Source organism: Corynebacterium sp. UD i78, assembly GCF_056280545.1.
Genome location: NZ_JBWCED010000001.1, coordinates 1,408,910 through 1,434,489, shown reverse-complemented (window position 1 = coordinate 1,434,489; position 25,580 = coordinate 1,408,910). Strand labels below are relative to the sequence as shown.

26 protein-coding genes and 1 pseudogene are annotated in these 25,580 nt (G+C 66.9%); 24 read left to right on the top strand and 3 right to left on the bottom strand.

Going from position 1 to position 25,580, the window contains the following annotated elements:
- Positions 1 to 43: 43 nt before the first annotated feature.
- The 22 genes and pseudogenes from ACZ9GM_RS06735 to ACZ9GM_RS06630 all read left to right on the top strand — a co-directional run bounded on the left by ACZ9GM_RS06735 (position 44) and on the right by ACZ9GM_RS06630 (position 21,043).
- Positions 44 to 517 carry a Cg1360 family ATP-synthase-associated protein gene (locus ACZ9GM_RS06735; protein WP_291476409.1) on the top strand — a complete coding sequence of 158 codons (474 nt, stop codon included), beginning with the start codon at positions 44 to 46 and terminating at the stop codon, positions 515 to 517.
- A 341-nt stretch (positions 518 to 858) separates the two neighbouring features.
- Positions 859 to 1,684, top strand: a pseudogene (gene atpB / locus ACZ9GM_RS06730) (F0F1 ATP synthase subunit A).
- A 78-nt stretch (positions 1,685 to 1,762) separates the two neighbouring features.
- Positions 1,763 to 2,005, top strand: coding sequence for an ATP synthase F0 subunit C (locus tag ACZ9GM_RS06725; protein WP_291476407.1), 243 nt, complete (start codon positions 1,763 to 1,765; stop codon positions 2,003 to 2,005).
- Positions 2,006 to 2,097: 92 nt separating this feature from the next.
- Positions 2,098 to 2,664, top strand: coding sequence for a F0F1 ATP synthase subunit B (locus ACZ9GM_RS06720; protein WP_291476405.1), 567 nt, complete (start codon positions 2,098 to 2,100; stop codon positions 2,662 to 2,664).
- Positions 2,665 to 2,669: 5 nt separating this feature from the next.
- On the top strand, positions 2,670 to 3,488 hold the full coding sequence (locus ACZ9GM_RS06715; RefSeq protein ID WP_476037453.1) for a F0F1 ATP synthase subunit delta: 819 nt from the start codon (positions 2,670 to 2,672) through the stop codon (positions 3,486 to 3,488).
- 62 nt (positions 3,489 to 3,550) lie between these two features.
- Positions 3,551 to 5,185, top strand: coding sequence for a F0F1 ATP synthase subunit alpha (atpA, locus tag ACZ9GM_RS06710; protein ID WP_291476402.1), 1,635 nt, complete (start codon positions 3,551 to 3,553; stop codon positions 5,183 to 5,185).
- A 52-nt stretch (positions 5,186 to 5,237) separates the two neighbouring features.
- A complete protein-coding gene (locus ACZ9GM_RS06705; RefSeq protein WP_291476400.1) occupies positions 5,238 to 6,215 on the top strand; it encodes a F0F1 ATP synthase subunit gamma in 978 nt (325 codons plus the stop codon).
- A 3-nt stretch (positions 6,216 to 6,218) separates the two neighbouring features.
- Positions 6,219 to 7,667 carry a F0F1 ATP synthase subunit beta gene (atpD, locus tag ACZ9GM_RS06700; RefSeq protein ID WP_291476398.1) on the top strand — a complete coding sequence of 483 codons (1,449 nt, stop codon included), beginning with the start codon at positions 6,219 to 6,221 and terminating at the stop codon, positions 7,665 to 7,667.
- Between the two features lie 12 nt (positions 7,668 to 7,679).
- The gene (locus ACZ9GM_RS06695; RefSeq protein WP_291476396.1) at positions 7,680 to 8,057 is read left to right on the top strand and encodes a F0F1 ATP synthase subunit epsilon; all 378 of its coding nucleotides are present in this window, start codon (positions 7,680 to 7,682) and stop codon (positions 8,055 to 8,057) included.
- A gap of 249 nt (positions 8,058 to 8,306) precedes the next feature.
- Positions 8,307 to 8,768: a DUF2550 domain-containing protein gene (locus ACZ9GM_RS06690; RefSeq protein WP_291476394.1), complete on the top strand. Its 462-nt coding sequence runs from the start codon at positions 8,307 to 8,309 to the stop codon at positions 8,766 to 8,768.
- A gap of 36 nt (positions 8,769 to 8,804) precedes the next feature.
- Entirely contained in the window at positions 8,805 to 9,497 is a 693-nt protein-coding gene (gene nucS, locus ACZ9GM_RS06685) for an endonuclease NucS (protein WP_291476392.1), read from the top strand.
- Between the two features lie 4 nt (positions 9,498 to 9,501).
- The gene (locus ACZ9GM_RS06680; protein WP_291476390.1) at positions 9,502 to 9,792 is read left to right on the top strand and encodes a hypothetical protein; all 291 of its coding nucleotides are present in this window, start codon (positions 9,502 to 9,504) and stop codon (positions 9,790 to 9,792) included.
- Between the two features lie 97 nt (positions 9,793 to 9,889).
- A complete protein-coding gene (locus tag ACZ9GM_RS06675; RefSeq protein ID WP_291476388.1) occupies positions 9,890 to 10,801 on the top strand; it encodes a tetratricopeptide repeat protein in 912 nt (303 codons plus the stop codon).
- A 24-nt stretch (positions 10,802 to 10,825) separates the two neighbouring features.
- Positions 10,826 to 11,695, top strand: coding sequence for an ABC transporter ATP-binding protein (locus tag ACZ9GM_RS06670; RefSeq protein WP_291476386.1), 870 nt, complete (start codon positions 10,826 to 10,828; stop codon positions 11,693 to 11,695).
- A gap of 14 nt (positions 11,696 to 11,709) precedes the next feature.
- Positions 11,710 to 12,618, top strand: coding sequence for an NUDIX hydrolase (locus ACZ9GM_RS06665; RefSeq protein ID WP_476037452.1), 909 nt, complete (start codon positions 11,710 to 11,712; stop codon positions 12,616 to 12,618).
- Complete coding sequence (locus tag ACZ9GM_RS06660; protein WP_291476382.1) at positions 12,615 to 13,901, top strand: class I SAM-dependent methyltransferase; 1,287 nt, start codon at positions 12,615 to 12,617, stop codon at positions 13,899 to 13,901. Before ACZ9GM_RS06665 ends, ACZ9GM_RS06660 begins: the two co-directional genes overlap by 4 nt.
- A 216-nt stretch (positions 13,902 to 14,117) precedes the next feature.
- A complete protein-coding gene (locus ACZ9GM_RS06655) occupies positions 14,118 to 14,906 on the top strand; it encodes an electron transfer flavoprotein subunit beta/FixA family protein (RefSeq protein ID WP_291476380.1) in 789 nt (262 codons plus the stop codon).
- 33 nt (positions 14,907 to 14,939) lie between these two features.
- Entirely contained in the window at positions 14,940 to 15,893 is a 954-nt protein-coding gene (locus ACZ9GM_RS06650) for an electron transfer flavoprotein subunit alpha/FixB family protein (RefSeq protein ID WP_014010332.1), read from the top strand.
- Between the two features lie 220 nt (positions 15,894 to 16,113).
- A complete protein-coding gene (locus ACZ9GM_RS06645; RefSeq protein WP_291476379.1) occupies positions 16,114 to 17,715 on the top strand; it encodes a cation:proton antiporter in 1,602 nt (533 codons plus the stop codon).
- On the top strand, positions 17,715 to 18,911 hold the full coding sequence (locus ACZ9GM_RS06640; protein WP_291476378.1) for a cysteine desulfurase family protein: 1,197 nt from the start codon (positions 17,715 to 17,717) through the stop codon (positions 18,909 to 18,911). The genes ACZ9GM_RS06645 and ACZ9GM_RS06640 overlap by 1 nt, the downstream gene beginning before the upstream one ends.
- A gap of 81 nt (positions 18,912 to 18,992) precedes the next feature.
- Complete coding sequence (gene mnmA / locus ACZ9GM_RS06635; RefSeq protein WP_291476377.1) at positions 18,993 to 20,105, top strand: tRNA 2-thiouridine(34) synthase MnmA; 1,113 nt, start codon at positions 18,993 to 18,995, stop codon at positions 20,103 to 20,105.
- Positions 20,102 to 21,043 carry a uroporphyrinogen decarboxylase/cobalamine-independent methonine synthase family protein gene (locus ACZ9GM_RS06630; RefSeq protein WP_476037451.1) on the top strand — a complete coding sequence of 314 codons (942 nt, stop codon included), beginning with the start codon at positions 20,102 to 20,104 and terminating at the stop codon, positions 21,041 to 21,043. The genes mnmA and ACZ9GM_RS06630 overlap by 4 nt, the downstream gene beginning before the upstream one ends.
- Before the next feature lie 102 nt (positions 21,044 to 21,145).
- Here ACZ9GM_RS06630 and ACZ9GM_RS06625 read toward each other — a convergent pair whose 3' ends face one another.
- The 3 genes from ACZ9GM_RS06625 to ligA form a co-directional block, all read right to left on the bottom strand.
- Positions 21,146 to 21,472, bottom strand: a complete 327-nt coding sequence (locus ACZ9GM_RS06625; protein WP_291476375.1) for an antibiotic biosynthesis monooxygenase family protein — start codon at positions 21,470 to 21,472, stop codon at positions 21,146 to 21,148.
- On the bottom strand, positions 21,460 to 22,101 hold the full coding sequence (locus ACZ9GM_RS06620; RefSeq protein WP_291476374.1) for an ATP-binding cassette domain-containing protein: 642 nt from the start codon (positions 22,099 to 22,101) through the stop codon (positions 21,460 to 21,462). Before ACZ9GM_RS06620 ends, ACZ9GM_RS06625 begins: the two co-directional genes overlap by 13 nt.
- 120 nt (positions 22,102 to 22,221) lie before the next feature.
- Positions 22,222 to 24,594, bottom strand: coding sequence for an NAD-dependent DNA ligase LigA (gene ligA / locus ACZ9GM_RS06615; RefSeq protein WP_476038321.1), 2,373 nt, complete (start codon positions 24,592 to 24,594; stop codon positions 22,222 to 22,224).
- Positions 24,595 to 24,630: 36 nt separating this feature from the next.
- On the opposite strand from ligA, the gene ACZ9GM_RS06610 reads away from it, so the two are divergent.
- The gene (locus ACZ9GM_RS06610; protein WP_291476371.1) at positions 24,631 to 24,753 is read left to right on the top strand and encodes a hypothetical protein; all 123 of its coding nucleotides are present in this window, start codon (positions 24,631 to 24,633) and stop codon (positions 24,751 to 24,753) included.
- A gap of 115 nt (positions 24,754 to 24,868) precedes the next feature.
- Positions 24,869 to 25,555 carry a 3'-5' exonuclease gene (locus tag ACZ9GM_RS06605; RefSeq protein WP_291476370.1) on the top strand — a complete coding sequence of 229 codons (687 nt, stop codon included), beginning with the start codon at positions 24,869 to 24,871 and terminating at the stop codon, positions 25,553 to 25,555.
- Positions 25,556 to 25,580: the final 25 nt, after the last annotated feature.

Genomic DNA, 25,580 nt, shown 5'->3' with positions numbered 1-25,580 from the left:
CACCGATTGCGGTGCGCGGTGGCAGGCGGGATACCCTGGGCGGGTGACTGACCAGAACCAGGACCCCATCACCGACCCCACCGAGCTCCCTGACATCAACGTCTCCGAGGACGGCGACATCGCCGACCACCGGCGTCCGCTGCTGCGGGCGGCCAGGCTCGGTGGCATCGGGGTCGCCGTGCTCACCGTCATCTCGCTGATGGTGTGGGGGAGTGTCCGGGACATCGAGGGCATCTGGGGCGTGCTCATCGGTGCGGCCGTCGGCGGCGGTTTCGTCCTGGCGACCGTCGGGGTGGTGCTGCTCACCGCGAATACGACGCCGCAGAACACGCTGATCGTGATCCTCGGCAGCTGGATCCTCAAGATCGTCGTGGTGCTCGTGATCCTGGGCGTGCTCAAGGGCTACGACTTCTACGACACCACGGCCCTGGGGGTGACGATCATTCTCGCGATGGTGGTGGGCCTCGCGACGGAGACGCTGGGGATCCTGCGGACCACGACGACCAACGTGGGCTGAAAAAGCCGGGTCGGGGGACGTTTCCGGGGGTACCGGTTATTCGAACGGGGGAGTGCGGGACTGGGGCCGACCTCCCCCTAAACCGCAGGTGGGGGACGCAGGGGGTGCCCGTTCGCGTGTGAGCAACGGGGCTGCTATTGTTCAGTGCGGGTAATCAGGCGACTGGCCTGGCGCGTCTGCGCGGTCAGGAACAGTCCTGGATCTACGCCCCCGGCATCGTGCGGATGTGCGACGGAGTCCACGGTGACCGGGTACCACCTGACGACCTCCATCGCACCGCCTGACGCACAGGTCACGCGGCTCAAACTCGGGAGAGAACGCTGAGCGTTACAACCTTGGCCCTGGAGGGTGAATTCCACACACCCTCAATGGGGCACGAATTCTTCCCGGGTGGAGACAAGGCACCTACCGAAGACGTTCCCGGCCGGGAAGGTCTCTGGTTCTACGATTTCGCGAACGGTTTCTTCGCACTCGACCCGACTGATGCTCATCCGTCTGCTGATGATCCTCCTGCTGGTCGTGTTCTTCGTTATCGCGATGCGCAAGCCCAAGCTGGTCCCCCGTGGCATCCAGAATCTCGGGGAGTACCTCCTCGACTTCGTCCGGATCCACATCGCAGAAGACATCCTGGGGAAGAAGGAGGGGCGCCGGTTCCTGCCGGTCATCGCCACCATCTTCTTCGTGGTCCTGGTCGGGAACATCCCGTCCGTGATCCCGTTCCTCAATGTCTCGCCCAACGCCAGGATCGGCATGCCGATCGTGCTGGCGGCCGTGGCGTACATCGCGATGATCTACGCGGGTGTCAAGCGTTACGGCTTCGGCAAGTTCATGAAGTCCTCGCTGGTCATTCCGAACCTGCCCCCGGCGCTCCACATTCTCGTGGTGCCGATCGAATTCTTCTCCACCTTCGTCCTCCGCCCGGTCACGCTGACCATCCGTCTGATGGCCAACATGCTGGCGGGTCACATCATCCTCGTCCTGCTCTTCTCTGCCACGAACTTCTTCTTCTGGCAGATGAACGGCTGGACCGTCCTCTCGGCGGGAACCCTGGCCTTCGGCCTGGCGTTCATGCTCTTCGAGATGCTGATCATCTTCCTCCAGGCGTACATCTTCAGCCTGCTGGCGGCGGTCTACATCGAGCTCTCGCTGCACGCGGACGAGCACTAAGCACAATCCCTGACCCCGGTACCGGGCACAACAACTACACAGCCCCGGTACGGATTCACGAAAAGGAACGGAAACACAATGAACGAGCTGCTCATCCTGGCCCAGGACACCTCCTCCGAGGTCACCGGCCTCGGTGCCATCGGTTACGGTCTCGCTGCGATCGGCCCCGGTATCGGTATCGGTATCGTCGCCGGCAAGACCGCCGAGGCCATGGCCCGCCAGCCCGAGATGGCCGGCCAGCTGCGCACCACCATGTTCCTGGGTATCGCCTTCACCGAGGCCCTCGCCCTCATCGGCCTGGTCGCCGGCTTCCTGTTCTAGTGTGTGGCGCCCGCCGGTCCCGGTGGGAATCCCACCGGGAACAGGCAGGCATCTGATACACATCACCACGCACAAGAGCGAAAGCTGAGACTATGACGAACTACTTCATTCTGGCGGCAGGGGATGACGATCCACAGCAGTGGACCGACAACCCTAACCCGCTGATGCCTGCGGGCTACGACATCGTCTGGTCCCTGATCTGCTTCATCATCATCTTCGTGCTGTTCTGGAAGTTCGTTCTTCCGACCTTCAAGAGGGTCCTCGCCGAGCGTGAGGAGCAGATCGAGGGTGGCATTCAGCGTGCCGAGGCAGCACAGGAAGAGGCCAAGGCCGCGCTGGAGAAGTACAACTCCCAGCTCGCCGAGGCCCGTACCGAGGCATCCCAGATCCGGGACGACGCCCGTGCCCAGGGTCAGAAGATCATCGCCGAGGCGAACGCCAAGGCTGAGGCCGAGGTCAAGCGCAAGGCCGCCGACGGCGAGAAGGCTCTGCTCGCGCAGCGCGACGCCGTCGTCTCCGACCTGCGCAAGGATCTCGGTGCCGCGTCCATCAACCTGGCCGAGCAGTTGCTCGGTGAGGACCTGGCCGACAGCACCAAGAAGTCCGGAACCATCGACTCCTTCCTCGCTGGTCTCGACAGCGTCGGTTCGGGGAAGTGACGCCCGTGCACGCAGCGAGCCGAGCAACCCTGGACCAGCTGTCCGCGAGCCTGGACAGCGCCCTGACCGGGTCAACCGAGGCCGCCGGCCTCGGCGCTCAGACCGGTGCAGACCTCTTCGAGGTCGCCGAGCTCCTCGACGGAGACCGGACCCTGCGCATGGCCCTGGTTGACCAGACCATCCCGGACGACCGTCGTGTCCAGCTGGCCGAGAGCCTGCTGTCCGGCAAGGTGTCCGGTACCGCCCTGGAGCTTGTCTCCGCCGCGGTCCGTGCCACCTGGTCGAACACCCGTGACCTGCGTAACGGCCTGGTCGAGCTGGGCCGCCGCGCCCTGCTGCGTGCCGCCGGTGCCCAGGGACAGAAGGATCGCGTCGGCAGCGAGCTCTACCAGCTCGCCCGCCTGCTCGAGAAGGAGCCGCAGCTGGAAATGCTGCTGGCCGACCGTCTCGCGTCCGCGGACAGCCGTCGCGACCTGTTCGCGAAGGTCCTCTACGGCAAGGTCAGCTCCGTCACCGAGGCGCTTGCGCTTCAGGTGGTCAGCCGACTTGGCGACCGTCCGGTCGAAGGACTTGACGCGGTCTGCGATTTCGCAGCCGCCCTGGACGGGAAGACGGTCGCCCGCGTGCGCTCCGTCTCGCCCCTGTCCGACGCCCAGTCGGAGGCCCTCGGGCAGAAGCTGGAGAAGATCTACGGTTCCGCGATGTCCGTCCATTCCGAGGTTCACACCAGCCTCCTCGGTGGAGCGGTCATCCGGGTCGGCGACGAGATCATCGACGGGAGCACGGCCGGTCGGCTGAACAAGCTCCGTCGCAATCTCGCGTAGAGCCTGGATCGACAGAATATTCAACGTAAGAAGCTGGAAGACAAACCGAGAGCAGGAAGAACATGGCGGAGCTGACGATCTCCTCCGATGAGATCCGTAGTGCGATTGCGAACTACACCTCGAGCACTTCCGCGGAGGCCTCCCGTGAGGAGGTCGGCGTGGTCACCATGGCTGCGGACGGCATTGCCCAGGTTTCGGGCATGCCTTCCGTGATGACCAATGAGCTGCTTGAGTTCCCGGGCGGCGTTATCGGCGTCGCGCAGAACCTCGACACCGACTCTGTCGGCGTCGTGGTCCTGGGTAACTTCGAGACCCTCAAGGAGGGCGACGAGGTCAAGCGGACCGGCGAGGTCCTGTCCATTCCGGTCGGGGACAAGTTCCTCGGTCGAGTTATCAATCCCCTGGGCCAGCCGATTGACGGCCTGGGCACCATCGAGGCCGAGGAGGACCGCGTCCTGGAACTCCAGGCGCCCTCCGTGCTGCAGCGCCAGCCGGTCCACGAGCCGATGCAGACCGGCATCAAGGCCATCGACGCGATGACCCCGATCGGTCGCGGTCAGCGCCAGCTGATCATCGGCGACCGCAAGACGGGCAAGACCTCCGTCTGCATCGACACCATCCTGAACCAGCGTGAGAACTGGGCCACCGGCGACAAGACCAAGCAGGTCCGCTGCATCTACGTCGCGATCGGTCAGAAGGGCTCGACCATCGCGTCGGTCCGCAAGACCCTCGAGGACCAGGGTGCGCTGGAGTACACCACGATCGTCGCGGCGCCGGCCTCCGACTCCGCCGGCTTCAAGTGGCTGGCACCCTTCGCGGGTGCCGCCCTGGGCCAGCACTGGATGTACCAGGGCGAGCACGTCCTGATCATCTTCGACGACCTCACCAAGCAGGCCGAGGCCTACCGTGCGATCTCCCTGCTGCTGCGTCGTCCGCCGGGACGCGAGGCCTACCCGGGTGACGTCTTCTACCTGCACTCCCGTCTGCTGGAGCGTGCGGCGAAGCTGTCCGACGAGTACGGCGCCGGTTCCATGACGGCCCTGCCGATCATCGAGACCAAGGCCAACGACGTGGGAGCCTTCATCCCGACCAACGTGATCTCCATCACCGACGGTCAGGTCTTCCTCGAGTCCGACCTCTTCAACCAGGGCGTCCGCCCGGCCATCAACGTCGGTGTGTCCGTCTCCCGTGTGGGCGGCGACGCGCAGACCAAGGGCATGAAGAAGGTCGCCGGTAACCTCCGTCTCGACCTGGCCGCGTACCGCGATCTCGAGGCCTTCGCCACCTTCGCCTCCGACCTGGACGAGTACTCCAAGGCCCAGCTGGACCGTGGTGAGCGTCTCGTCGAGCTGCTGAAGCAGAACGAGACCGAGCCGCAGGCCGTCGAGGACCAGATGGTCTCCATCTACCTTGCCGGTGAGGGTGAGCTGGACAACGTGCCGGTGCAGGACGTCCGCCGCTACGAGGCTGAGCTGTGGGAGAACCTGCACGCCAACCACGCGGACATCTACGCCGGTATCGCCGGTGGCACGCCGCTGTCGGACGAGGCGAAGGAGGCCCTCAAGGCCGCCAACACCGAGTTCGCCAAGGGCTTCCAGACCACCGACGGCAGCACGGTCGTCAACGAGCCGGAGCCCGAGGCCCTGGCCGAGGGTGACCTGGACAAGCACCAGATCACCGTCTCCGCCAAGAAGTAGGCGGCGACTATGACCGAGAAGTCCAAGTACACCGAAGAAGGGAGGTAGGAAGATGGCTACACTTCGCGAGCTGCGAGACCGCATCAAGTCGGTCAACTCGACGAAGAAGATCACCAAGGCGCAGGAGCTCATTGCGACCTCGAAGATCACGAAGGCACAGGCTCGGGTGACCGCATCCCAGCCCTACGCCGACGAGATCACGCGGGTCATCCAGCGACTGGCGTCCGCCTCCTCCCTGGATCACCCGATGCTGGACACCGAGGCCGAGGCACGCCGTGCCGCGATCCTCGTCATCACCAGTGACCGGGGCATGTGTGGCGGCTACAACCACAACGTGCTGAAGACCACGGTCGAGCTTCGCAAGAAGCTGCAGAACGAGGGTAAGGACGTCGTCCTCTACATCGCCGGTTCGAAGGGCGTGGACTACTTCAACTTCCGTAGCGAGCCGCTGGCCGGCGCATGGACCGGGTTCTCCCAGGATCCCGAGTTCAAGCTGACCCATCAGCTGCGTCACCACCTCATCGACGGCTTCAACGCCGGACCTGACGGTGTGGCCCAGTACCGTGAGGGTGTCAGCGCTCCGGAAGGTGAGGGTGTCCCCGGCTTCGACGAGCTGCACGTGGTCTACACGCGCTTCGAGTCGATGCTCACCCAGACCCCGCAGGCCTTCCGCATGCTGCCGATCGAGACCCGCGTCGAAGGCGAAGTGAACACCGGTGAGGACCTCCTGTCGAACGGTCCGGACACCGCGTCCGCCGATTTCGACTTCGAGCCCGACCCGGACACCCTGCTGGCCGCACTGCTTCCGCAGTACGTCTCCCGCAGCATCTTCGCGCTCATGCTCGAGTCCGCCGCCAGTGAGTCCGCGGCCCGACGGACCGCGATGTCCGCCGCGACCGACAACGCGACCGCTCTGGTCAACGACCTTTCCCGGGTCGCCAACCAGCTGCGCCAGGCGAAGATCACCCAGGAAATCTCAGAGATTGTCGGTGGCGTTGACGCGCTGTCCGACAGTGGAGAAAGTGACTAACTAATGACTACAGCTACTCAGGTGCAGCGTGAAGACGCCGCATCGACTGCTGCCGGGCGCGTTGTCCGTGTCATCGGCCCGGTCGTCGACGTGGAGTTCCCGCGCGGCGAGCTGCCGGCACTGTACAACGCCCTGCAGGTCGATGTGGCGCTCGAAGCTGTCGCCAAGACCATCACCCTCGAGACTGCCCAGCACCTCGGCGACAACGTGGTCCGTGCCATCTCGATGGCCCCGACCGACGGCCTCGTCCGCGGCCAGGAAGTCCGTGACTCCGGCAAGCCGATCTCCGTTCCGGTCGGCGACGTCGTCAAGGGCCACGTCTTCAACGCACTCGGCGACTGCCTCGATGAGCCCGGCCTCGGCCGGGACGGCGAGCAGTGGGGTATCCACCGTGACGCCCCCGCCTTCGACCAGCTCGAGGGTCGCACCGAGCTCATGGAGACCGGCATCAAGGTCATCGACCTGCTGACCCCGTACGTCAAGGGCGGCAAGATCGGCCTGTTCGGCGGCGCCGGTGTGGGCAAGACCGTGCTCATCCAGGAGATGATCACCCGTATCGCCCGTGAGTTCTCCGGTACCTCCGTGTTCGCCGGTGTCGGTGAGCGCACCCGTGAGGGCACTGACCTCCGTCTGGAGATGGAGGAGATGGGCGTCCTCCAGGACACCGCCCTCGTCTTCGGCCAGATGGACGAGCCCCCGGGAGTCCGTATGCGCGTCGCTCTGTCGGGTCTGACCATGGCGGAGTACTTCCGCGATGTCCAGAACCAGGACGTGCTGCTCTTCATCGACAACATCTTCCGTTTCACCCAGGCCGGTTCCGAGGTCTCCACGCTGCTGGGCCGCATGCCCTCCGCCGTGGGTTACCAGCCGACCCTGGCCGACGAGATGGGTGTCCTCCAGGAGCGCATCACCTCCACCAAGGGCCGGTCGATCACCTCGCTGCAGGCCGTCTACGTGCCTGCGGACGACTACACCGACCCGGCCCCGGCGACCACCTTCGCCCACCTGGATGCGACAACCGAGCTCGACCGCGCGATCGCCTCGAAGGGTATCTACCCCGCGGTGAACCCGCTGACCTCGACCTCCCGCATCCTGGAGCCAGGTATCGTCGGCGAGCGTCACTACGCTGTCGCCCAGCGCGTGATCGGTATCCTGCAGAAGAACAAGGAACTGCAGGACATCATCGCCATCCTGGGTATGGACGAGCTGTCCGAGGAGGACAAGATCGTCGTGCAGCGTGCCCGTCGTATCGAGCGCTTCCTGGGCCAGAACTTCTTCGTGGCCCAGAAGTTCACCGATATCCCGGGTTCCTTCGTGCCGCTCGCCGACACGATCGACGCCTTCGAGCGCATCTGCGACGGTGAGTTCGACGCCTACCCGGAGAAGTGCTTCGACGGTCTGGGTGGACTCGACGACGTCGAGGCCGCCTACCAGAAGCTCACCGGAAAGTAAGGGGTCACGCACATGGCTGAGATTGCCACTGAACTCGTGTCTGTCGAGCGGATGCTCTGGTCCGGAAAGGCCAGCTCCGTCACCGCACAGACCACCGAGGGCGAGATCGGCGTGCTCCCCGGCCACGAGCCGCTGCTCGGCCAGCTGGTCGAGAACGGCGTGGTCGTCATCCGGACGGCCGAGGGTGAGAAGCTTGTCGCGGCGGTGCAGGGCGGTTTCCTGTCCGTGTCGTCGTCCAAGGTCACCATCCTCGCCGATTCCGCTGTCTGGGCCTCCGAGGTCAACACCTCCGAGGCCGAGGCCCGGGCGAAGGACGCCTCGGCGTCCGAGCTCGAGCGTGAGACTGCGGTCTCCGAGCTGCGCGCCGTGAAGCGGTTGCAGGAGAAGTAGTTCCTGACGCCGTAGTAGCGCCTGACACCACCGACGGGCGGTTCCCCTGAATTTTCGGGGGAACCGCCCGTCGGCGTTCTCGCAGCACCCCCTGTGTCCCCCGCGTCCCTCCGGCAACAGCTTTTGGTGGCCCCGTCGACCCCCGGTATGCTCGTCGAAAAGCCCTGCAGAGAGCGGACGGATGACAACCGTCGACAGGGCACGACGACTAGTGACGACAGTGACGACACTGACGAAGGGACGTGGCTGGTGCTCTGGACCATCCTCATCATCGTGGCCGTATGCGTGGTGGCCTTCGGGGCACTCCTGGCAGGGGGCAGGTTCCTCACCCTGCGCAGTCGCGGAATCCCCGTGGTGGTCAGAAGCGTGCCGAATCCCGACGGCAGGCACTGGCGCCACGGGGTTCTCGTTTACGGGGGGATGCAGGCGAAGGTCTTCAAGCTACGGTCGTTGCGTCCGGAGTCGGACCTCAGTTTCTCGCGGCAGGGCACCGAGATCACCGGACGCCGTCCCATCTCCTCCCGTGAGGCGGCATTCCTGGAGGACGACCTCCATGTGCTGTCACTGACCGACGGCACCGCCGGCTGGGAGGTCGCCATCGACGACGCCGGAGACACAGCCCTGGTGGCCTGGCTGGAGTCCGCCCCCTCGACGCGGATGGTGCGTTCCCAGGTCCGGGTGGACCGTCGCCACGGGCTCGAGCGGCCCTGATCCGGTCCGCGGGGCACGCCTGCTAGCCTGTCACCCATGCGTCTGGTGATCTGCCGTTGTTCCGTGGAATACGAAGGCCGTCTCGAGGCTTACCTGCCCGAGGCCGACCGCCTCGTGATGGTCAAGGCGGACGGGTCGGTGAGTATCCACGCCGACGACCGTGCCTACAAGCCGCTGAACTGGATGACCCCGCCGTGCACCCTGCGTGAGGAGGAGCCGACCGCGGAGCAGGCCGATGCCGGAGTCGTCGAGCAGTGGTCGGTGCAGAATCCCAAGGGGGAGAAGCTCACCATCCGGATCTTCGAGGTCTACTCGGACACCACCCATGAGCTGGGTGAGGACCCCGGTCTGGTGAAGGACGGTGTTGAGGCACACCTGCAGGAGCTGCTCGCCGAGCAGATCGAGATTCTCGGTGACGGCTACACACTGATCCGCCGGGAGTACCCGACCGCCATCGGCCCGGTGGACATCCTCTCCCGGGACGACCTGGGCGCCACCGTCGCCGTGGAGATCAAGCGCCGCGGCGGCATCGACGGTGTCGAGCAGCTCACCCGCTACGTTGAGCTGCTCAACCGTGATGAACTGCTGGCCCCGGTCCAGGGTGTCTTCGCCGCCCAGGAGATCAAGCCACAGGCCCGGACCCTGGCCGAGGACCGGGGCTTCCGTTGCGTCACGCTGGACTACCAGGAGATGCGCGGCGCGGACCCGACCGAGCTCCGGCTCTTCTGATCCCGTGCCACGACACAACCGACGCGCCACCCCGGTGCCCCGCGGACGGGCCGATCTGCCACGCGATGGCGCGACCTACTGGGGTACCCGTCGCGAGCCCGGTCCGGGCTGGGCGACGGGGGAGGACTGGTTCGTCCGCCACATGGGTGCGGGCTCCGCGGTGAAGTTCTACGTCTGCCCGGGATGCAACCAGAACATCCCGCCCGGGGTCGCCCATGTCGTCGCCTGGCCGGACGGTCACCGTGGTGCGGAGGACCGCAGGCACTGGCACTCGGGGTGCTGGGACCGGCGCTGAGTGCCGGACCTGTCCGTGCCGCCTGTGCCGCCTGTGCCGCCTGTGCCGTCCGTGTCGTCCGTGTCGTCCGTGTCGGAGTGGCGTTAGAGTGGATGACATGACTTCACCCCGTCCGGCCGGACCGGCCGATTCCGCCCCCAACCGTTTCGCCGCCCGCGCCGTGGACCTCGGTGCCGTGAAGGAGGCGGCGGACGCCCGGGACCGGGCGAAGGAGGAGGCCGCCTCCGGGGCACCGGTCGCCCTGGCCGGCCCGGTCACCGCCGAGAGTTTCGAGCAGGATCTCGTCGTCCGCTCCACCCAGGTCCCGGTCATCGTCCAGCTCGGCAGCTCGCGGGCTCCGGGATCCGACGAGATGTCCCAGGCCTTCGCGTCTTCCGCCCTCGGGCAGACCGAGCCGGCGTCCTGGGTCTTCCGCTACGTCGACGTGGACACCATCCCGGAGATCGCCCAGGCCTTCGGCGTGCAGTCGGTGCCGACCGTGCTCGCACTGGCTGCGGGGCGTCCGCTGACCAGCTTCGAGGGCGTCCAGCAGCCGGAGCAGACCGACCGTTTCATTTCCGCGGTGCTGCAGGCCACGGCAGGCAAGCTTCCGGGCCTGCCGGCCGCCGGTGGCGGGACCGAGGACGAGGAGCCCCCGGCCGACCCCCGTTTCGCCGAGGCCGCCGACGCCCTGGACCGCGAGGACTACGTCAGCGCGGTCGCCCTGTACGACGCCGTCATCGGTGACACCGGTGCTTCCGCAGAGGCCGTCAACGAAGCCAAGGCCGCCCGTGCGACCGCCGTCCTGTTGGGGCGCTCCGCCGACGGGTCGGCCGACGACATCGACCGGATGCTGCTGGAGGGACGCCGCCGCGAGGCCTTCGACGTCCTCATCGACCGGATGCGTATGTCTGCCGGCGAGGAGAAGGACGCCGCACGTACCCGACTGCTCGGCCTGTTCACCCTCTACGACCCGGCGGACCCCGAGGTCATAGACGCCCGTACCCGGATGGCCAGCGCGTTGTTCTGATCGGCCGTGTGGCACCATGGGGGAGTGAACGATCCCACTCTCATCTCCACTCCCGCCACCGCTGAGGCCCTCGATGAGGACCTGGTGATCGACTTCCGTGATGTCAGCGTTATCCGGAGTGGTCGGGCCCTGCTCGACCAGGTCAGCTGGCAGGTCGAGGTGGATGAGCGGTGGATCGTACTGGGCCCCAACGGGGCAGGGAAGACGACACTGATGTCCATCGCCTCGGCGATGCTCTTCCCGACCCGCGGCACGGTGCGCATCGTGGGGGAGACCCTGGGCAAGGTGGACGTCCGTGAACTGCGGACCGCCGTCGGCCTGTCCTCGGCGGCCTTCGCCCACCGCGTCCCCGAGAAGGAGAAGGTCGTCGATCTGGTCATCTCCGCGGGCTATGACGTGCTCGGCCGGTGGAAGGAGGAGTACGACGACAGCGACCGCGACCGGGTGCTGGAGATTCTCGAGACCGTCGGCGCACTGCACCTGGTCGACCATGAGTGGGGGACGCTCAGCGAAGGCGAGCGTAAACGCGTCCTCATCGCACGGTCGCTGATGACCGACCCGGAGATTCTGCTGCTCGACGAGCCCGGTGCCGGTCTGGATCTGGGCGGACGCGAGGATCTCGTCGGTCTGCTCTCGGAGATGGCGGTGGATCCCGACGCTCCGGCGATGGTCCTGGTGACCCACCATGTCGAAGAGATCCCCCCGGGATTCACCCACGGTCTGATCCTCGACGAGGGGCAGGTTGTCGCCCAGGGGCTTATCACCGACGTGATGACCTCGGAGAACCTCACCCGTGCCTACCACCAGCCGATCCAGCTGCGGGTCGAGGAGGACGGACGGTACTTCGCACGCCGCACACCGAGGACCGGCCGGTCGCGTCACCGACAGAACTGACTAGGGTGGGGAACATGGTTGACAGTCGTTCACGGAACCCAGGGTCTGCGCCGGGGTCGGTGCAACCCCGGCACGCCTCCACGGTGATGCTGCTGCGAGACACGCTCAGCGGGCCGGAGGTGTACGTGCAGGAGCGGGCGTCCACGATGCGGTTCTGCGCGGAGATGACGGTGTTTCCCGGCGGTGGCGTCGATGAACGCGACATGCCCGGCGACGTCGACGGCGACGGGGTGAGTTCCCCGGACATCCGCTGGCAGGGGCCGTCCACCGAGTGGTGGGCGGGCCGGTTACGGACCTCCCCGGACATCGCTCGGGCACTGGTCTGTGCCGCGGTGCGTGAGACCTTCGAGGAGACCGGCACGCTGCTGGCCGGCCACGCGGACGGCCGCACGGTGAAGGACACCACCGGTTACCTGCCGTTCCGTGCAGACCTGGAGAACCACCGCCTGGCCTTCACCGACTTCATGGATCAGCATGATCTGGTGCTGCGTGGTGATCTGCTGCGTCCCTGGGCGAACTGGGTCACCCCGGAAGGGCAGCCGATCCGCTATGACACGGCTTTCTTCGTCGCCTCGATGCCCGAGGGACAGAACGCCTACGGCGACACCCGTGAGGCGACCTCCACGGGGTGGTTCCGTCCCGGGACCCTGCTCGACGGCTGGCGCAACCGGAAAATCAACCTCATGCCGCCGACGTGGTCGCAGCTGAAGATGCTGGACACGTTCCGCAGCGTCGAGGAGGTCATGGACTTCGCCGCCCAGCTGACCGTCGACCCGGTGGTCAAGGAGCCGGTCGATCTGCCGTACATGGCGGAGTACTACCTCATGGAGACCCGTATGTACGGCTACCCTGAGCGCGTCTTCGCCCCGGGGATGAAGTTCGCCGTCGACCCGGAGGATCTCCCTCCCAGCCCCTTCTCGTGAGCTTCACGGTCGCCGAGATCCGGTGGTTGGCGACGCACCCCAGGGCGGTGGAGGCCGCCGGGCAGCTGGAGCTCACCTCCTCGAGCCAGCTGTCTGACCTGACCCGGTTGCGGCAGATCGCCGATGACGCCGGTGCCTCAGACCCGGCCGCGACGGCCCGTGCGCTGGCGGAACTCGTCAGTGCCCGTCGTGCCGCGGTGCGTGGTGCGAAGGTCCCGGTCAACGCCGACGGAACTCCACGCACGGACTGGATGGCCTGCACGGACTCCGCCCAGCAGGCCACCCCGGCTGCCGTGGCCGGGGTCCGGGTGCAGCATCTGCTCACCGTGGCCGAGGGGCGCAGTATCGCCGACGTGACCTGTTCGGTCGGCACCGAACTGGCGGAGTTGACCGCACCCGGCGTCCGTGGACGCTTCGGCACCGTCGTCGGCGGTGACCTGGACGCCGCCCGGTTGGCCATGGCACGGATCAACCTCCCCGAGGTCCCGTTGGTCCGTGCGGATGCGGTCGTTCCTGCGCTGCGGGCGGACGTCATTGTCGCCGATCCGGCACGACGGACCGCGCGGGGACGCATCCGTGATCCCCGTGACCTGCTGCCTCCGCTGCCGGATCTGCTGTCGGTGTGGCAGGCGGCCGGAGCGGAACTGGCGGTGAAGTGTGCGCCGGGCATCGACTACTCGGAGTGGGAGGGGCAGGTGGATGTCGTCAGTATCGCGCCCGGCGGTCCCGGTGCACCGGGAGTCAAGGAGGCGTGCCTCTACACTCCGGGGCTGGCCACCGTCCCGGGGAGGGGTGGGCAGCACGACCAGGGCCGGCGCGCCGTGGTGGTGGGGCAGGACGCAACCGACGTGCTGACGACCTCGGCCCCGGAATCCGAGGAGGTCGGGCCGGTGGGCCGCTACATGCTCGATCCGGACGGTGCGGTGGTCCGTGCCGGACTGGTCCGTCAGTATGCCGCCCGACTCGGCTGGTGGCGGGTGGACCCGCACATCGCCTATCTCTCCGGTGACCGGTGGGATGACGCGGTACGGGACGCACTGCTACCCGGCCAGCGGGTCTTCGAGGTGCTCGAGACAGTACCGGTGAAGAAGCTGAAGTCTGTACTGTCGGCCCATGACTGCGGTGCACTGGAGATCCTGGTGCGCGGTGCGGACGTGGATCCCGATGCGCTGCGTAGGAAGATGCGTTCCGGTGGGGCGCTCAAGGGGAGTACCCCGCTGACGGTCGTCATCGCACGCATCGGTGGATCACCGGTGGCTGCGGTATGCCGTTCAGTCTTATGAAACGACCTATCCCAACGTGAAACGCGGCACCCCCGGGGGTGAGGCCGGAAAGATATTTTTTTGTAGCATGTTTGCAACGTCGCAGGTCATGAGCCCGTAGAAACGGTGATTTTGTGGCAGATAGGTCTATTTTCACGTGATTGTGGGGTAGGTCACGGCAGAATCCGGGTAGAATTACCGACGATCACATCGAACCCAAGGCAGGAAGGCCAACGAATGTCGAACATCGTGGTTCTGGTCAAGCAGGTGCCGGACACCTACTCCGAGCGCAAGCTGACCGATGACGACTTCACGCTCGACCGGGAGAACAGCGACGCTATCCTGGACGAGATCAACGAGAACGCCGTCGAGGCGGCCCTGAAGCTCAAGGAAGCTGACGGGTCCCGCAACATCATCGTGCTGAGCGTGGGCCCGGCGGGCGCCACCTCCGCCCTGCGCAAGGCACTGTCCCTCGGTGCCGACGAGGGAATCCTCGTCACCGATGACGCCCTCGCCGGTTCGGACGCCCTGGGTACCGCCTGGACCCTGTCCAACGCCCTCAACCAGGTCGAGGACATCGAGATCATCCTCGCCGGCAACGCCTCCACCGACGGTGGTGCCGGTGCTGTGCCGGGTCTGCTCTCCGAGTACCGCCAGATCCCGGCCGTCACCAACCTGCGTTCCCTCGAGGTCGAGGGAGGCAAGGTGACCGGTGAGCGCGTCACCGAAGACGGCATCTTCACCGTCGAGGCCCCGACCCCGGCGATCGTGTCCGTCACCGAGAAGGCGAACACCCCGCGCGTCCCGAACTTCAAGGGCATCATGGCCGCGAAGAAGAAGACCATCCGCGAACTGGGTATCGCCGAGATCGGTGTCGCCGCTGAGAACGTCGGCCTCGGTGCCGCCGCGACCAAGGTCACCGCCTCTGCCCCGAAGGCCGCGAAGACCGCCGGTGAGATCGTCACCGACGAGGGCAACGGCGGCGTTCAGCTGGTCGAGTTCCTCGCCAAGCAGAAGCTCATTTAACTCACCCCACACACGGAAAGGACTACTGAAACCATGACCAACGTCCTGGTCCTCGTTGAGCACTCCGAGGGTGAGCTGAAGAACAGCACCCGTGAGCTCATCACCGCCGCCCGCGCTTTCGGCACCGTCGGTGCCGTCGTCGTCGGCGCCCCCGGCACCACCGAGAAGCTGCAGGCAGGCCTGGCCGCCGCCGGAGCCGAGAACATCTACGCCGCTGAGGCCGACTTCGCCGCCGAGTATGTCGTCACCCCGCAGGTTGACGCCGTCGCCGGTCTGGCCGCCGCCCTCCAGGTCCCGGTCGTCATCGCCGCCGGTGCAAACGGCAACGAGATCGCCGGCCGCGTCGGCGCCCGCGTCGCCTCCGGTGTCCTCTACGACGTGATCGGCATCAACGCCGACCGCTCCGCCTCCGGCTCCATCTTCGGTGGTGACTTCACCGTCGAGTCCACCGCCGGTGGCACTTCGCCGGTCTACACCCTGCGCGCCGGCGCCGTCGACCCGGAGGACCAGGCAGCCGCCGGTACCGTCCAGGCCGTCGAGCTGCCCGCCCCGGGTCCGACCGCGGTGAAGATCAACTCCTTCGCGCCGGCCGAGAAGGCCGACCGCCCCGAGCTCACCGAGGCGAAGATCATCGTCTCCGGTGGCCGCGGTGTCGCCGGTCCGGAAGGCTTCCACGACGTCGTGGAGCCTCTCGCCGACACCCTCGGTGCCGCCGTCGGTGCTTCCCGCGCCGCAGTGGACGCCGACTTCTACCCGGGCAAGTTCCAGGTCGGCCAGACAGGTAAGACGGTCTCCCCGAACCTGTACATCGCCCTCGGTATCTCTGGTGCCATCCAGCACAAGGCCGGTATGCAGACCTCCAAGACCATCGTCGCCGTCAACAAGGACGAGGAGGCCGGCATCTTCGAGATCGCCGACTTCGGCGTCGTCGGCGACCTGTTCAAGGTCGCCCCGCAGGCCACCGAGGAACTCGCCAAGCGCAAGTAGTTCCCGCCGCCGCAGGTGAACACCGGGAAGAACCGGTGGGAGCCACGCGGTACACTGGACGGAGAATTCCGTCTGAGCAGGCACGGTGACCACCGGACTACAGGGTCCGCACCCCGACGGGGTGCGGACCCTGAGTCTTTTTCTGCCGGGGAATCCGCCACTGACACCGCTGGCGACAGCGACCACCGACCACTCCGACCCCTGGGAAGGATCCGACTGGATGACAACCCTGATCATCGTTCTGGCTCTCATGCTCTTGACCGTGCTCACGGTGGGAGTAGGCGACCGGGTCGGTCTGCCCTGGCCGGTCCTGCTGCTGCTGGTCACCACCGGCGCGATGTTTCTCCCGGGGATGCCCACCGTCGACGTGGATCCGCACCTCATCCTCCCGTTGGCCCTGCCCCCGCTGCTGTGGGCGCTGGCACGACGGACTTCCTGGGGTATGTTCCGGGACCAGTGGCGGTCCATTCTCAGCCTGTCGGTGATCCTCGTCATTGTCACCGTGGCCGCGGTCGTGGGCGTGTCCATGTGGATGATCCCCGGGCTCACCCTCGTCGGTGCCCTGGCGCTGGCCGCGGCTGTCGCCCCGCCGGATCCAGTGGCTGTCGAGGCGGTGGCGGAGCCCGCCGGCATCCCACGACGCATTATCGGCACCCTGCAGTCCGAGGGACTGTTCAATGACGCCGCGTCCCTCGTCATCTTCAGTGCGGCGGTCACTGCCGCGCAGTTCCACGACGACATCCACTGGTTCGAGGCTGGCGGAACCATGATCTACAGCGCCCTCGGTGCGGTCGCTCTCGGCTGGGGTGTCGGACGCTACTCCGCCAAGGTCGTCGAGTGGCTCGATTCCCCGGTCGCCGGCAACGCCTTCACGTGGGTGCTGCCGTTCATCCTCTACCTGGTGTGCGAGGAGATCCACATCTCCGGCGTCATCGCCGTGGTCGTCGCCGCCGTGGAGCTCAGCTCCCGGCTGGACGCCACCGCCGCCGACGCCCGACTCGCCGGTTCCGCGTTCTGGGAGGTCATTGAGCTCCTCGTCACCGGTATGGCTTTCGGTCTGATGGGCATGAACGTCCGCGAGTCGATCTTCGACGACGAGGTGGAGCACCTCAAGCCGGTGCTGTGGGGTCTGGTCATCTCTCTTGTGCTCATCGCGGTCCGCGCACTGTGGATGAGTGGGCTGTTGTGGGCGAACGCCCGGAACAGGGGGAGATACCGTGCGCCGGTGCGCTGGACCGATGTCCTGTTGCTGACCTGGGCCGGTATGCGCGGTCTGGTCACCTTCGCCCTGGTGCTGTCATTGAGCCCGACCGACTTCCCGATGCGTGACGAGTTCACCATCGTCGCCTTCGTCGTCCTGCTCTGCACCATGGTGATTCCCGGGCTCACCCTGCCGAAGCTCACCGCGTATCTCAAGCGCAACTACGACCTCCACGACACCGCCGACCACGCCACCGAGGAAGCTCTCGACGACGCCTACCGCGCCGCCGTCGCCGTGGTCAGCAAGGAACTGTCCAGTGCGAATCTCACCCCGGAGGCTGCGGCCCGTATCAACGAACGTCTCCAGGTGATCCGTTCAACCTCGGCTCTCGACGACGGTGACGACGGTGTCGAGGACGCTGACGAACACGCGCGGATCCGCCGTGAGCGACGGCAGAAGGCCGCCCGCAGGGCTCTCGAGATCCGGCGCAGGTCCCTCAACGAGGCCCAACGCAGTCTTGCTGCGAGCCGCTACCGCAAAGGCGTGGACCCCACAGCGGTCGCCGAGAAGATGCACGAGATCGACCGCCGTCTGCTGGCACTGCCCCACGAGGAGGAGTGATGTCAGGGACATCCCGCATCTATCTCGACCACGCAGCGTCCGCCCCGTTGCGTCCGGAAGCTGTGGAGGCGCTGGAGCACACCGCGTCCCTGCTGAACCCGGCCGGCCAGTACGCGTCCGGTCGTGAGGCGTCCCGCATCGTGGAGGACGCCCGGGAGCAGATCGGCGGTCTGCTCGGGGCTGACCGGGCCGAGGTGCTGTTCACCGGATCGGGGACTGAGGCGGACAATATCGCCGTCCAGGGTCTCGCTTTCGGTGCGCTGCGTACCCGTGGCGCCCGGCGGATCCATGTCACGGCGGTCGAACATCCGGCGGTGGGGGAGTCGGTCGACTGGCTGTGCGATAACGAGCACGGCCTTCCCGTTCCCGGCGGTCCACTGTTCGAGCGGGTGGGGATCCCGGTGGATCCCGACGGTCGCCCGGGCCCGGTGGGGCGGCTGGACCCGGCGTCTGATGCCCTTGTCACTGCCATGTGGGTCAACAACGAGACCGGCAACATCAGTGATCTGCCGGCTGTGGTGGGACCTGCGGTGGATGTCGGGATCCCGACCCATGTCGATGCGGTGCAGGCCGTCGGCCATCTGCCGGTTGATTTCCACCGCCTCGGTGTCTCTACCCTGGCGGCGAGCGCGCACAAGTTCGGCGGGCCGAAGTCCGTCGGCCTGCTGCTGGCGCGTCGCGATGCCGTCGTAGACACTCCGGTCCGCGGCGGCGGACAGGAGCGCAAACTGCGTTCCGGCACCGTCAACCCGCAGGGAGCGGCTGCGACGGCGGCGGCACTGGCCTCGGCCGTCGCGGAGATGGACGCCGAGCACGCCCGACTCGCCGGCTACCAGGCCCGGCTGCTCGACGTGGTCCGGTCGATCCCGGATGCGGTGGTCTACACCGACCCTGCTCCGGCTGGTCCCGGAGCGCTGCCGTCACATGTCCACATGAGCTTCCCCGGTGCCGAAGGCGACAGCCTCATCATGCTGCTCGATGTCGCCGGTGTGGACGCCTCCACCGGTTCCGCCTGCTCGGCCGGGGTGAACCGGGCCTCCCACGTGCTCACCGCGATGGGCGTCGACGTGCACACCGCCCGCGGTGCACTGCGGCTGACCACCGGACCTGCGACGACAGACGCCGACATTGACCGCATCTGTGCCCTGCTGTCCGGTGTGGTCGAGCAGGCGCGGGCCGCGGGCACGGCGTACTGAACAGAGATGACCGGTGGTGCAGCCACGGTGTAGGGTGAAGGGCTGTTCTGCAGGCGGTACATCAGGAGTGTGACAGGAAGAATGCGGGTAGTCGCGGCGATGAGCGGTGGCGTCGATTCCTCGGTGGCGGCGGCGCGTGCGCTGGCGGAAGGTCACGAGGTCATCGGCGTCCACCTGGCGCTGTCACAGTCCCCGGAGGCGGTGCGTGCGGGCTCGCGCGGCTGCTGCTCCCTGGAGGACTCCGCCGACGCCCGCCGCGTCTGCGACTCCCTCGGCATCCCCTTCTACGTCTGGGACTTCTCCGACCGCTTCAAGGCGGACGTCATCGACAACTTCGTCGAGTCCTACGAGATCGGGGAGACCCCCAACCCCTGCCTGCGCTGCAACGAGAAGATCAAGTTCGAGGCGTTGCTCGACCGCTCCATCGCCCTCGGCTTCGATGCCGTGGTCACCGGCCACTACGCCCGGCTGCACGACGGTGTCATGCGCCGTGGCATCGACGACAACAAGGACCAGTCCTACGTTCTCGGCGTCCTCACCGACGAGCAGCTGGCCCACTGCATGTTCCCGGTCGGGGACACCGTCAAGCCCGACATCCGCGCCGAGGCGAAGGACCTGGGGATGGGCGTGGCGTCCAAGCCGGACAGCCACGACATCTGCTTCATCCCCGACGGGCGGACACAGGCCTTCCTCGGCGCGAAGATCGGGATGCGCCCCGGCATCGTGCAGTCGGTGGAGGGAGAGACCCTCGCCGAACACGACGGTGTCTACGGCTTCACCATCGGCCAGCGTAAGGGTCTCGGACTGACCGGCCCTGCCGCCGACGGTCAGCCGCGCTACGTCACCGACATCAACGCCTCCACCGGCACCGTCACGGTCGGGCGCAAGCAGGATCTGAGGATCGGGCACATCACCGCCGACCGGCTCAAGCGGCTCGACCCGGTGAAGCACGGGGAGACGTTCGGGTGTGAAGTCCAGGTCCGCGCCCACGGTGGTGTGGTCCCGGCAACCGCGACGCTGACCTCGGATGCCGTGGAGCTGGAGCTCCACGAGCCGCTGCAGGGCGTGGCCCGCGGCCAGGCCGCCGTGGTCTACCTGCCGGACGCCGAGGGGGACATCCTCATCGGATCCGGCACGATCAGTGCGACCGCACCGTGGGTGGACGCTGTTGAATCCGGAGCACAGTCCGCGTGACCAGATTCGCCTGGTGGGAGGATATCCGGACCACCCACACCGACCTGCGGGCTGCTCTGGTTGCGGTCGCCCGGCGGACCAGGGACGTCGACGAAGACGTCGGGGTGTTGCCGCCGCTGAGCCTGCCCCGCTCTGCCGTGGATGACGGTCTGCTCATGGAGACCGCCGCGATGGGTGTGACTGTCGGAGGTCCCTACCTGCGTTCCCATGCCCGGGGCTGGGAGGTCGCGCCGGGCAAGACCCTCGACATGCGTTCCTTCCTCGGACGCCGCCACGAACTCACCGACATCATCGCCGAGGTCATGCCGGGGACTGACCGGCTGATGGTGCATGTCACCGGGCCGTGGACCTTCGGGGCTTCGGTGGAGTACCACGGGCACCCGCTGTGCTTCGACCGGCCGGCGTTCCGTGATGTCGCTCTGGCACTCGGCGAGGGCGTGCGTGAGTTCTGCGACGCTGTCGGGGCCTCGGTGGTGCACGTGCATGAACGACGCTTCGCCGAGGTGACCTCCACACTGGTCGGAGCCACCGACTTCGAGACCATGAGTTTGGACCGTGAGATTGCGACGAATGTGGAGCGGCGTTTCCTCGGGCAGGTGGGTGGCACAGGGGAGCGTGAGATCGTGCTGGACGCCGGATGCGTGTACCCCGAGCTGGCATCCCTGGACGCCACCCTGGTGGTGGACCGCCTGGATGACGAGGTCGCCCGGCTGATCGACGCTGGCACCTCCGTGGCCTGGCGGGTCGGCGGTGGCCGCACCAGCGAGGAGCTGGCGCACACCGTGATGCGGACCTGGAAGCAGTGGACCTTCGACGGAGAGAGCCCCGAACCGCAGATCGACCTGGTGGCTGCGGGAGAGGGCGTCCTCACCCCGAACGCGGCGGCCGAGCTGGCCCGGACCGTTCGCGGCGCTGCTGCTCTGCTGCACCGCAACTGAGCGGCGTGAAAAACCGGTCATGATCGGGGCGACGGATACACTCCATGTCTCCGATCTGGACCGGTTTCTCGCCCACCCCCGGAAGGAGGGTAGGGACTGCGGTTACTGCTGCTTGGCGATGGCGTCCAGGTCGACGACCTCGAATTCCAGCAGGTCTGCACCCGTGGCGACCGGCTTCTTGCCCTCACCGGAGTGCGGACCGCTGTGTGCGGCCCTGGCAGGGCCCTCCGCCCAGGCCTTGAAATCCTCCTCGGAGGCCCAGGTAGTGACGATGAAGTAGCGGTCGTCACCCTTCGTCGGGCGGAGCATCTGGAAGCCCTCGAAGCCGGGGGAGGAGTCGACGGTGTGGGCACGGGCGGCGAAGCGCTTCTCCAGCTCAGGGCCGGCGCCTTCGGGAACACTGATTGCGTTGATCTTCACGACTGACATAGTCGCGAGCCTACGCCAAGCCGGTCGAGCAGGACTTCGTCGTGGCTGACCATGATCAGCGCTCCGCGGTAGGGCGCCAGCGCGTCGACCAGCGCATCCACCGTGGCGAGGTCCAGGTTGTTCGTCGGTTCATCGGGGATGACGACGTCATGGCGGGTGCGGCGCAGGCCGACCACTGCGGTGAGAACGGTCTGCCCACCGGACAGCGTCCCGACGCGCCGGGTGAGCTGGATCCCCTCGAGCCCGGCGGCTGCGAGGTCGGCGAGACACCGGTCACCGATGTCCCAGTCGTCGCCGATGGCAGCGAAGTCGGCTGGGTCGGTGGTGCCGTGTTCGATCCGGTCCAGGGCATCGAGGATGCCGTGGACGCCGAAGAGGTCAGCGACCGTGGCGTCGGTGACCAGAGTGAGGCGTTGCGGCAGGTAGTCCGCGGTGCCGGACACGGTCAGGTGCCCGGAGTCGGGGGAGAGCTCGCCGGCGCGGACGCGGAGGAGTGTGGACTTGCCCGTCCCGTTCGCACCGGTGCATCCGGCGGGGAAGGAGGTAGAGAGGTGGTCGAGGACAGGCGTGCCGTCCGGCCAGGTGAGGGTGAGGTCGCCGAGGACGACAGAAGGGTGTGTGGATAACACGGCGGCCTCCCGGTGATCAGTGGTCGTGCTGATCGGAGCAAGGCCGGGAAAGCGGGCTCTACGATGTCAGCACGCGGACAGGGGCGCGGGGTGGACGTCGCAGATGATCATGGGTGCACTCTACCTCACCGCGTCCGGCCCCTCTGCCAGGAGCTTCTCGAACCCGGCCTCGTCCAGCACGGGGACGCCGAGATCCTCGGCCTTGGTGAGCTTCGAGCCGGCCTTTTCTCCGGCGACGAGGAAGTCGGTCTTCTTCGACACCGACCCCGCCGCCTTGCCGCCGCGGGACTCCACCGCCTCCTTCGCGCTGGTCCGGTCGAAGTTCTCCAGCGACCCGGTGACCACCACGGTCAGTCCTGCCAGCGTCTGCTCCGGCAGGTCGGAGGCCTCGATGATCTGCTCCATGCGCACACCCGCGTCCGCCCAGGCGTCCACGATCTCGCGGTGCCAGTCCACCGCGAACCAGTCCTTCACCGACTGTGCGATGATCCCGCCGACACCGTCGATCTCGGCCATGTCCTCGACCGACGCCTCGTCGATCGCAGGGATGGACTGGAGGGTCGCGGCCAGGGCCTTTGCCGCGGTCGGGCCGACATGCCGGATCGACAGTGCGGTGATCACCCGCCACAGGTCGACCTGTTTGGCCTCCTCCAGATTGTCGAGCAGCAGTTCACCGGGCCTGTTCAGTTTCCCGGCCTTGGTCGTGTACGCGTTGGTGGAGGTCAGGTCTTCGGCGCTGAGCGAGAACAGGCGTCCTTCATCGGGCAGGACGCCGGAGGCGATGAGGTCACTGGCGGCACGCTCGCCGAGGGCGTCGATGTCGAAGGCGCCGCGTCCGGCCAGGTAGTTCAGCCGGTTCTGCAGTTGGCCGGGGCAGTAGCGGGTGTTCGGGCAGCGCCAGTCGGCGTCCCCCTCCTTGGTCGGGGCCAGAGGAGTGCCGCATTCCGGGCACACCGAGGAGAAGACGAACTCGCGCTCGGAGCCGTCGCGGACATCCTCCACCGGGCCCAGGACCTCGGGGATCACCTCGCCGGCCTTGCGGATCATCACCCGGTCACCCAGCCGGATGCCTTTGCGGTGCGCCTCGGTCGGGTTGTGCAGTGTGGCCATGGAGACCGTGGACCCGGCGACATAGGTCGGGGACATCACCGCGAACGGGGTGGCACGTCCGGTGCGCCCCATCCCGATCCGGATGGACTCCACCGTGGTCATCGCCTCTTCCGGCGGGTACTTGTAGGCGATCGCCCAGCGCGGAGCCCGGCTGGTCGCGCCCAGATCCTCCTGCTCGTCGAGGCTGTCGACCTTGACGACCAGGCCGTCCATCTCGTGGGTGGCGTCATGCCGGTGCTCTCCCCAGTACCTGACCTGGGCGATGACCTCCTCGGCCGAGTGGACCTGCTTCGTGTACGGGCTGACCGGCAGACCCCACGCCTCGATCGCACGGTAGGCGTCATGCTGGCTGGCAGGTTCGAAACCTTCGCGCGCGCCGAGACCGTGGCAGATCAGTTTGAGGGGACGCTTCGCCGTCTCCTCCGGGTTCTTCTGACGCATCGCGCCGGCCGCGGCATTGCGTGGGTTGGCGAACATCTTCCTGCCCTCGGCCTGCCGGTCGGCGTTCATCGTCGCGAAGTCCTCGACGGTGATGAAGATCTCGCCACGGATCTCGACGACCGCGGGCACCGGGAACTCATCGGTGTCGCTGAGCCGGTCGGGGATGTCGGAGATGGTGCGGGCGTTGTGGGTGATGTCTTCACCGGTCACACCGTCGCCGCGGGTCAGGGCGGTCTCCAGGCGACCGTCCAGATAGAGCAGGTCGATGGAGGCGCCGTCGATCTTCAGCTCGGTGAGGTAGGTCTCCGAGGGGGTGCGGTCGAGCCACTCCTTGAGTTCGCTGCCGTCGAAGACATTGTCGAGGCTGAGCATCTGCTCGCGGTGGGCGACATTGCGGAACGGCGAGTTCACCGGGGGCTGTGCGACCTCGGTGGTCGGGCTCGGTCCGGCGACGAGCTCGGGATGCTCGGCCTCCAGTGCCTGGAGCTCGCGCATCATCGTGTCGAACTCGGCGTCCGTGATCACCGGCTCGCGGTAGTAGTAGAGGTCACGGTGGTGACGGATTTCCGCGGCCAGGGTGGACCAACGCTCGGCCGGGTCGTCGGGGGATGCGGTGGGGGACGTCGTCTGCTTCGGCTCGCTCACCCGGTTCAGTGTAGTGCGGACGCGGACGCGCACCGGGGACGCCGTGCGATGATGTTTCTGCCTCGATATGAGTTCCATATCACTGTATCCGGGGTCCGGATGATCTGGATCACACCGGTCGGGGGTGGTGGTATCTCCGCTGAAAACAACTGAACCTGCGGTCCCTGTGAGCTGTGCCCTGCGTGGGGACGACGGGGGTGTCATACGGCCGGGGGTGATGGCCCGGAAAGCCGTGGACTGCTTCCGCGGCGAAACATAGCGTTGGGCGTGTTGCACCAGATGCACCACGCACCACATAAAACCCACAGACCCGAGATTCCTCAGGAGTTCAAGATGTTCAACCTTCTCAGCCGTGAAGAAATCGCCGACCTCTCCGCCGGTGCGTCCTACTACCTCTTCGGTGACGACGAGGGTCTCGCCGTGACCGCCCCCGAGTACGACGACGTGCTCGCCTGATCCTGCCCTGATCCTGCCCTGATCCTGCCCTGATCCTCCGCAGGATTCGACTGACCCCGTGCCCTCGCGGCACGGGGTCAGTCGGGCGTCCGGCCGCCCGCTAGAGTGGTCCACCATGACGACCGCGACCCGCTTCGATCCCTCCCACATGCTCAGCTTCGACCTGGAGACCACCGGCCAGGACCCCCTGACTGCACGGATCGTGACCAGTGCGCTGATCACCATCAACGGTTCCCGGCGGGATGACCTGGAGATCCTCGCCGACCCCGGGATCCCGATCCCGGAGGGGGCGACCAAGATCCACGGCATCACCACCGAGTACGCCCGGGAACACGGGCGTCCCCACGACGAGGTCCTCGCCGAGACGATCGAACGCATCCGCCGGGGCTGGTCGGAGGGGGCGACCCTCATCATCTACAACGCGGCCTACGATCTCACCGTCCTGCGGGCCCTGGATCCCACCTTCACCGTAGACGGCCCGGTGTTCGACCCGCTCGTCGTCGACAAGGCGAAGGACCGGTACCGCAAGGGAGGACGCCGCCTCACCCAGGTCTGTGAGCATTACGGTGTCGCCCTCGACAATGCCCACGAGGCCTCGGCGGACGCGGTGGCGGCCGCCAGGGTCGCCTGGAAGCTCGCCCGGGTCTACCCCGAGGTCGTCGAGATGTCCGCCGACGACCTCATGCTGAAGCAGGCCACCTGGAACTACGAGGACAAGAGCCACCTCAAGGAGTACTTCATCTCCAAGGGACAGACCGCCAAGGCCGAGACCGTCAACACGTCCTGGCCGCTGCAGGCCTGAGGTCAACCGCTGAGTACCATGGTCA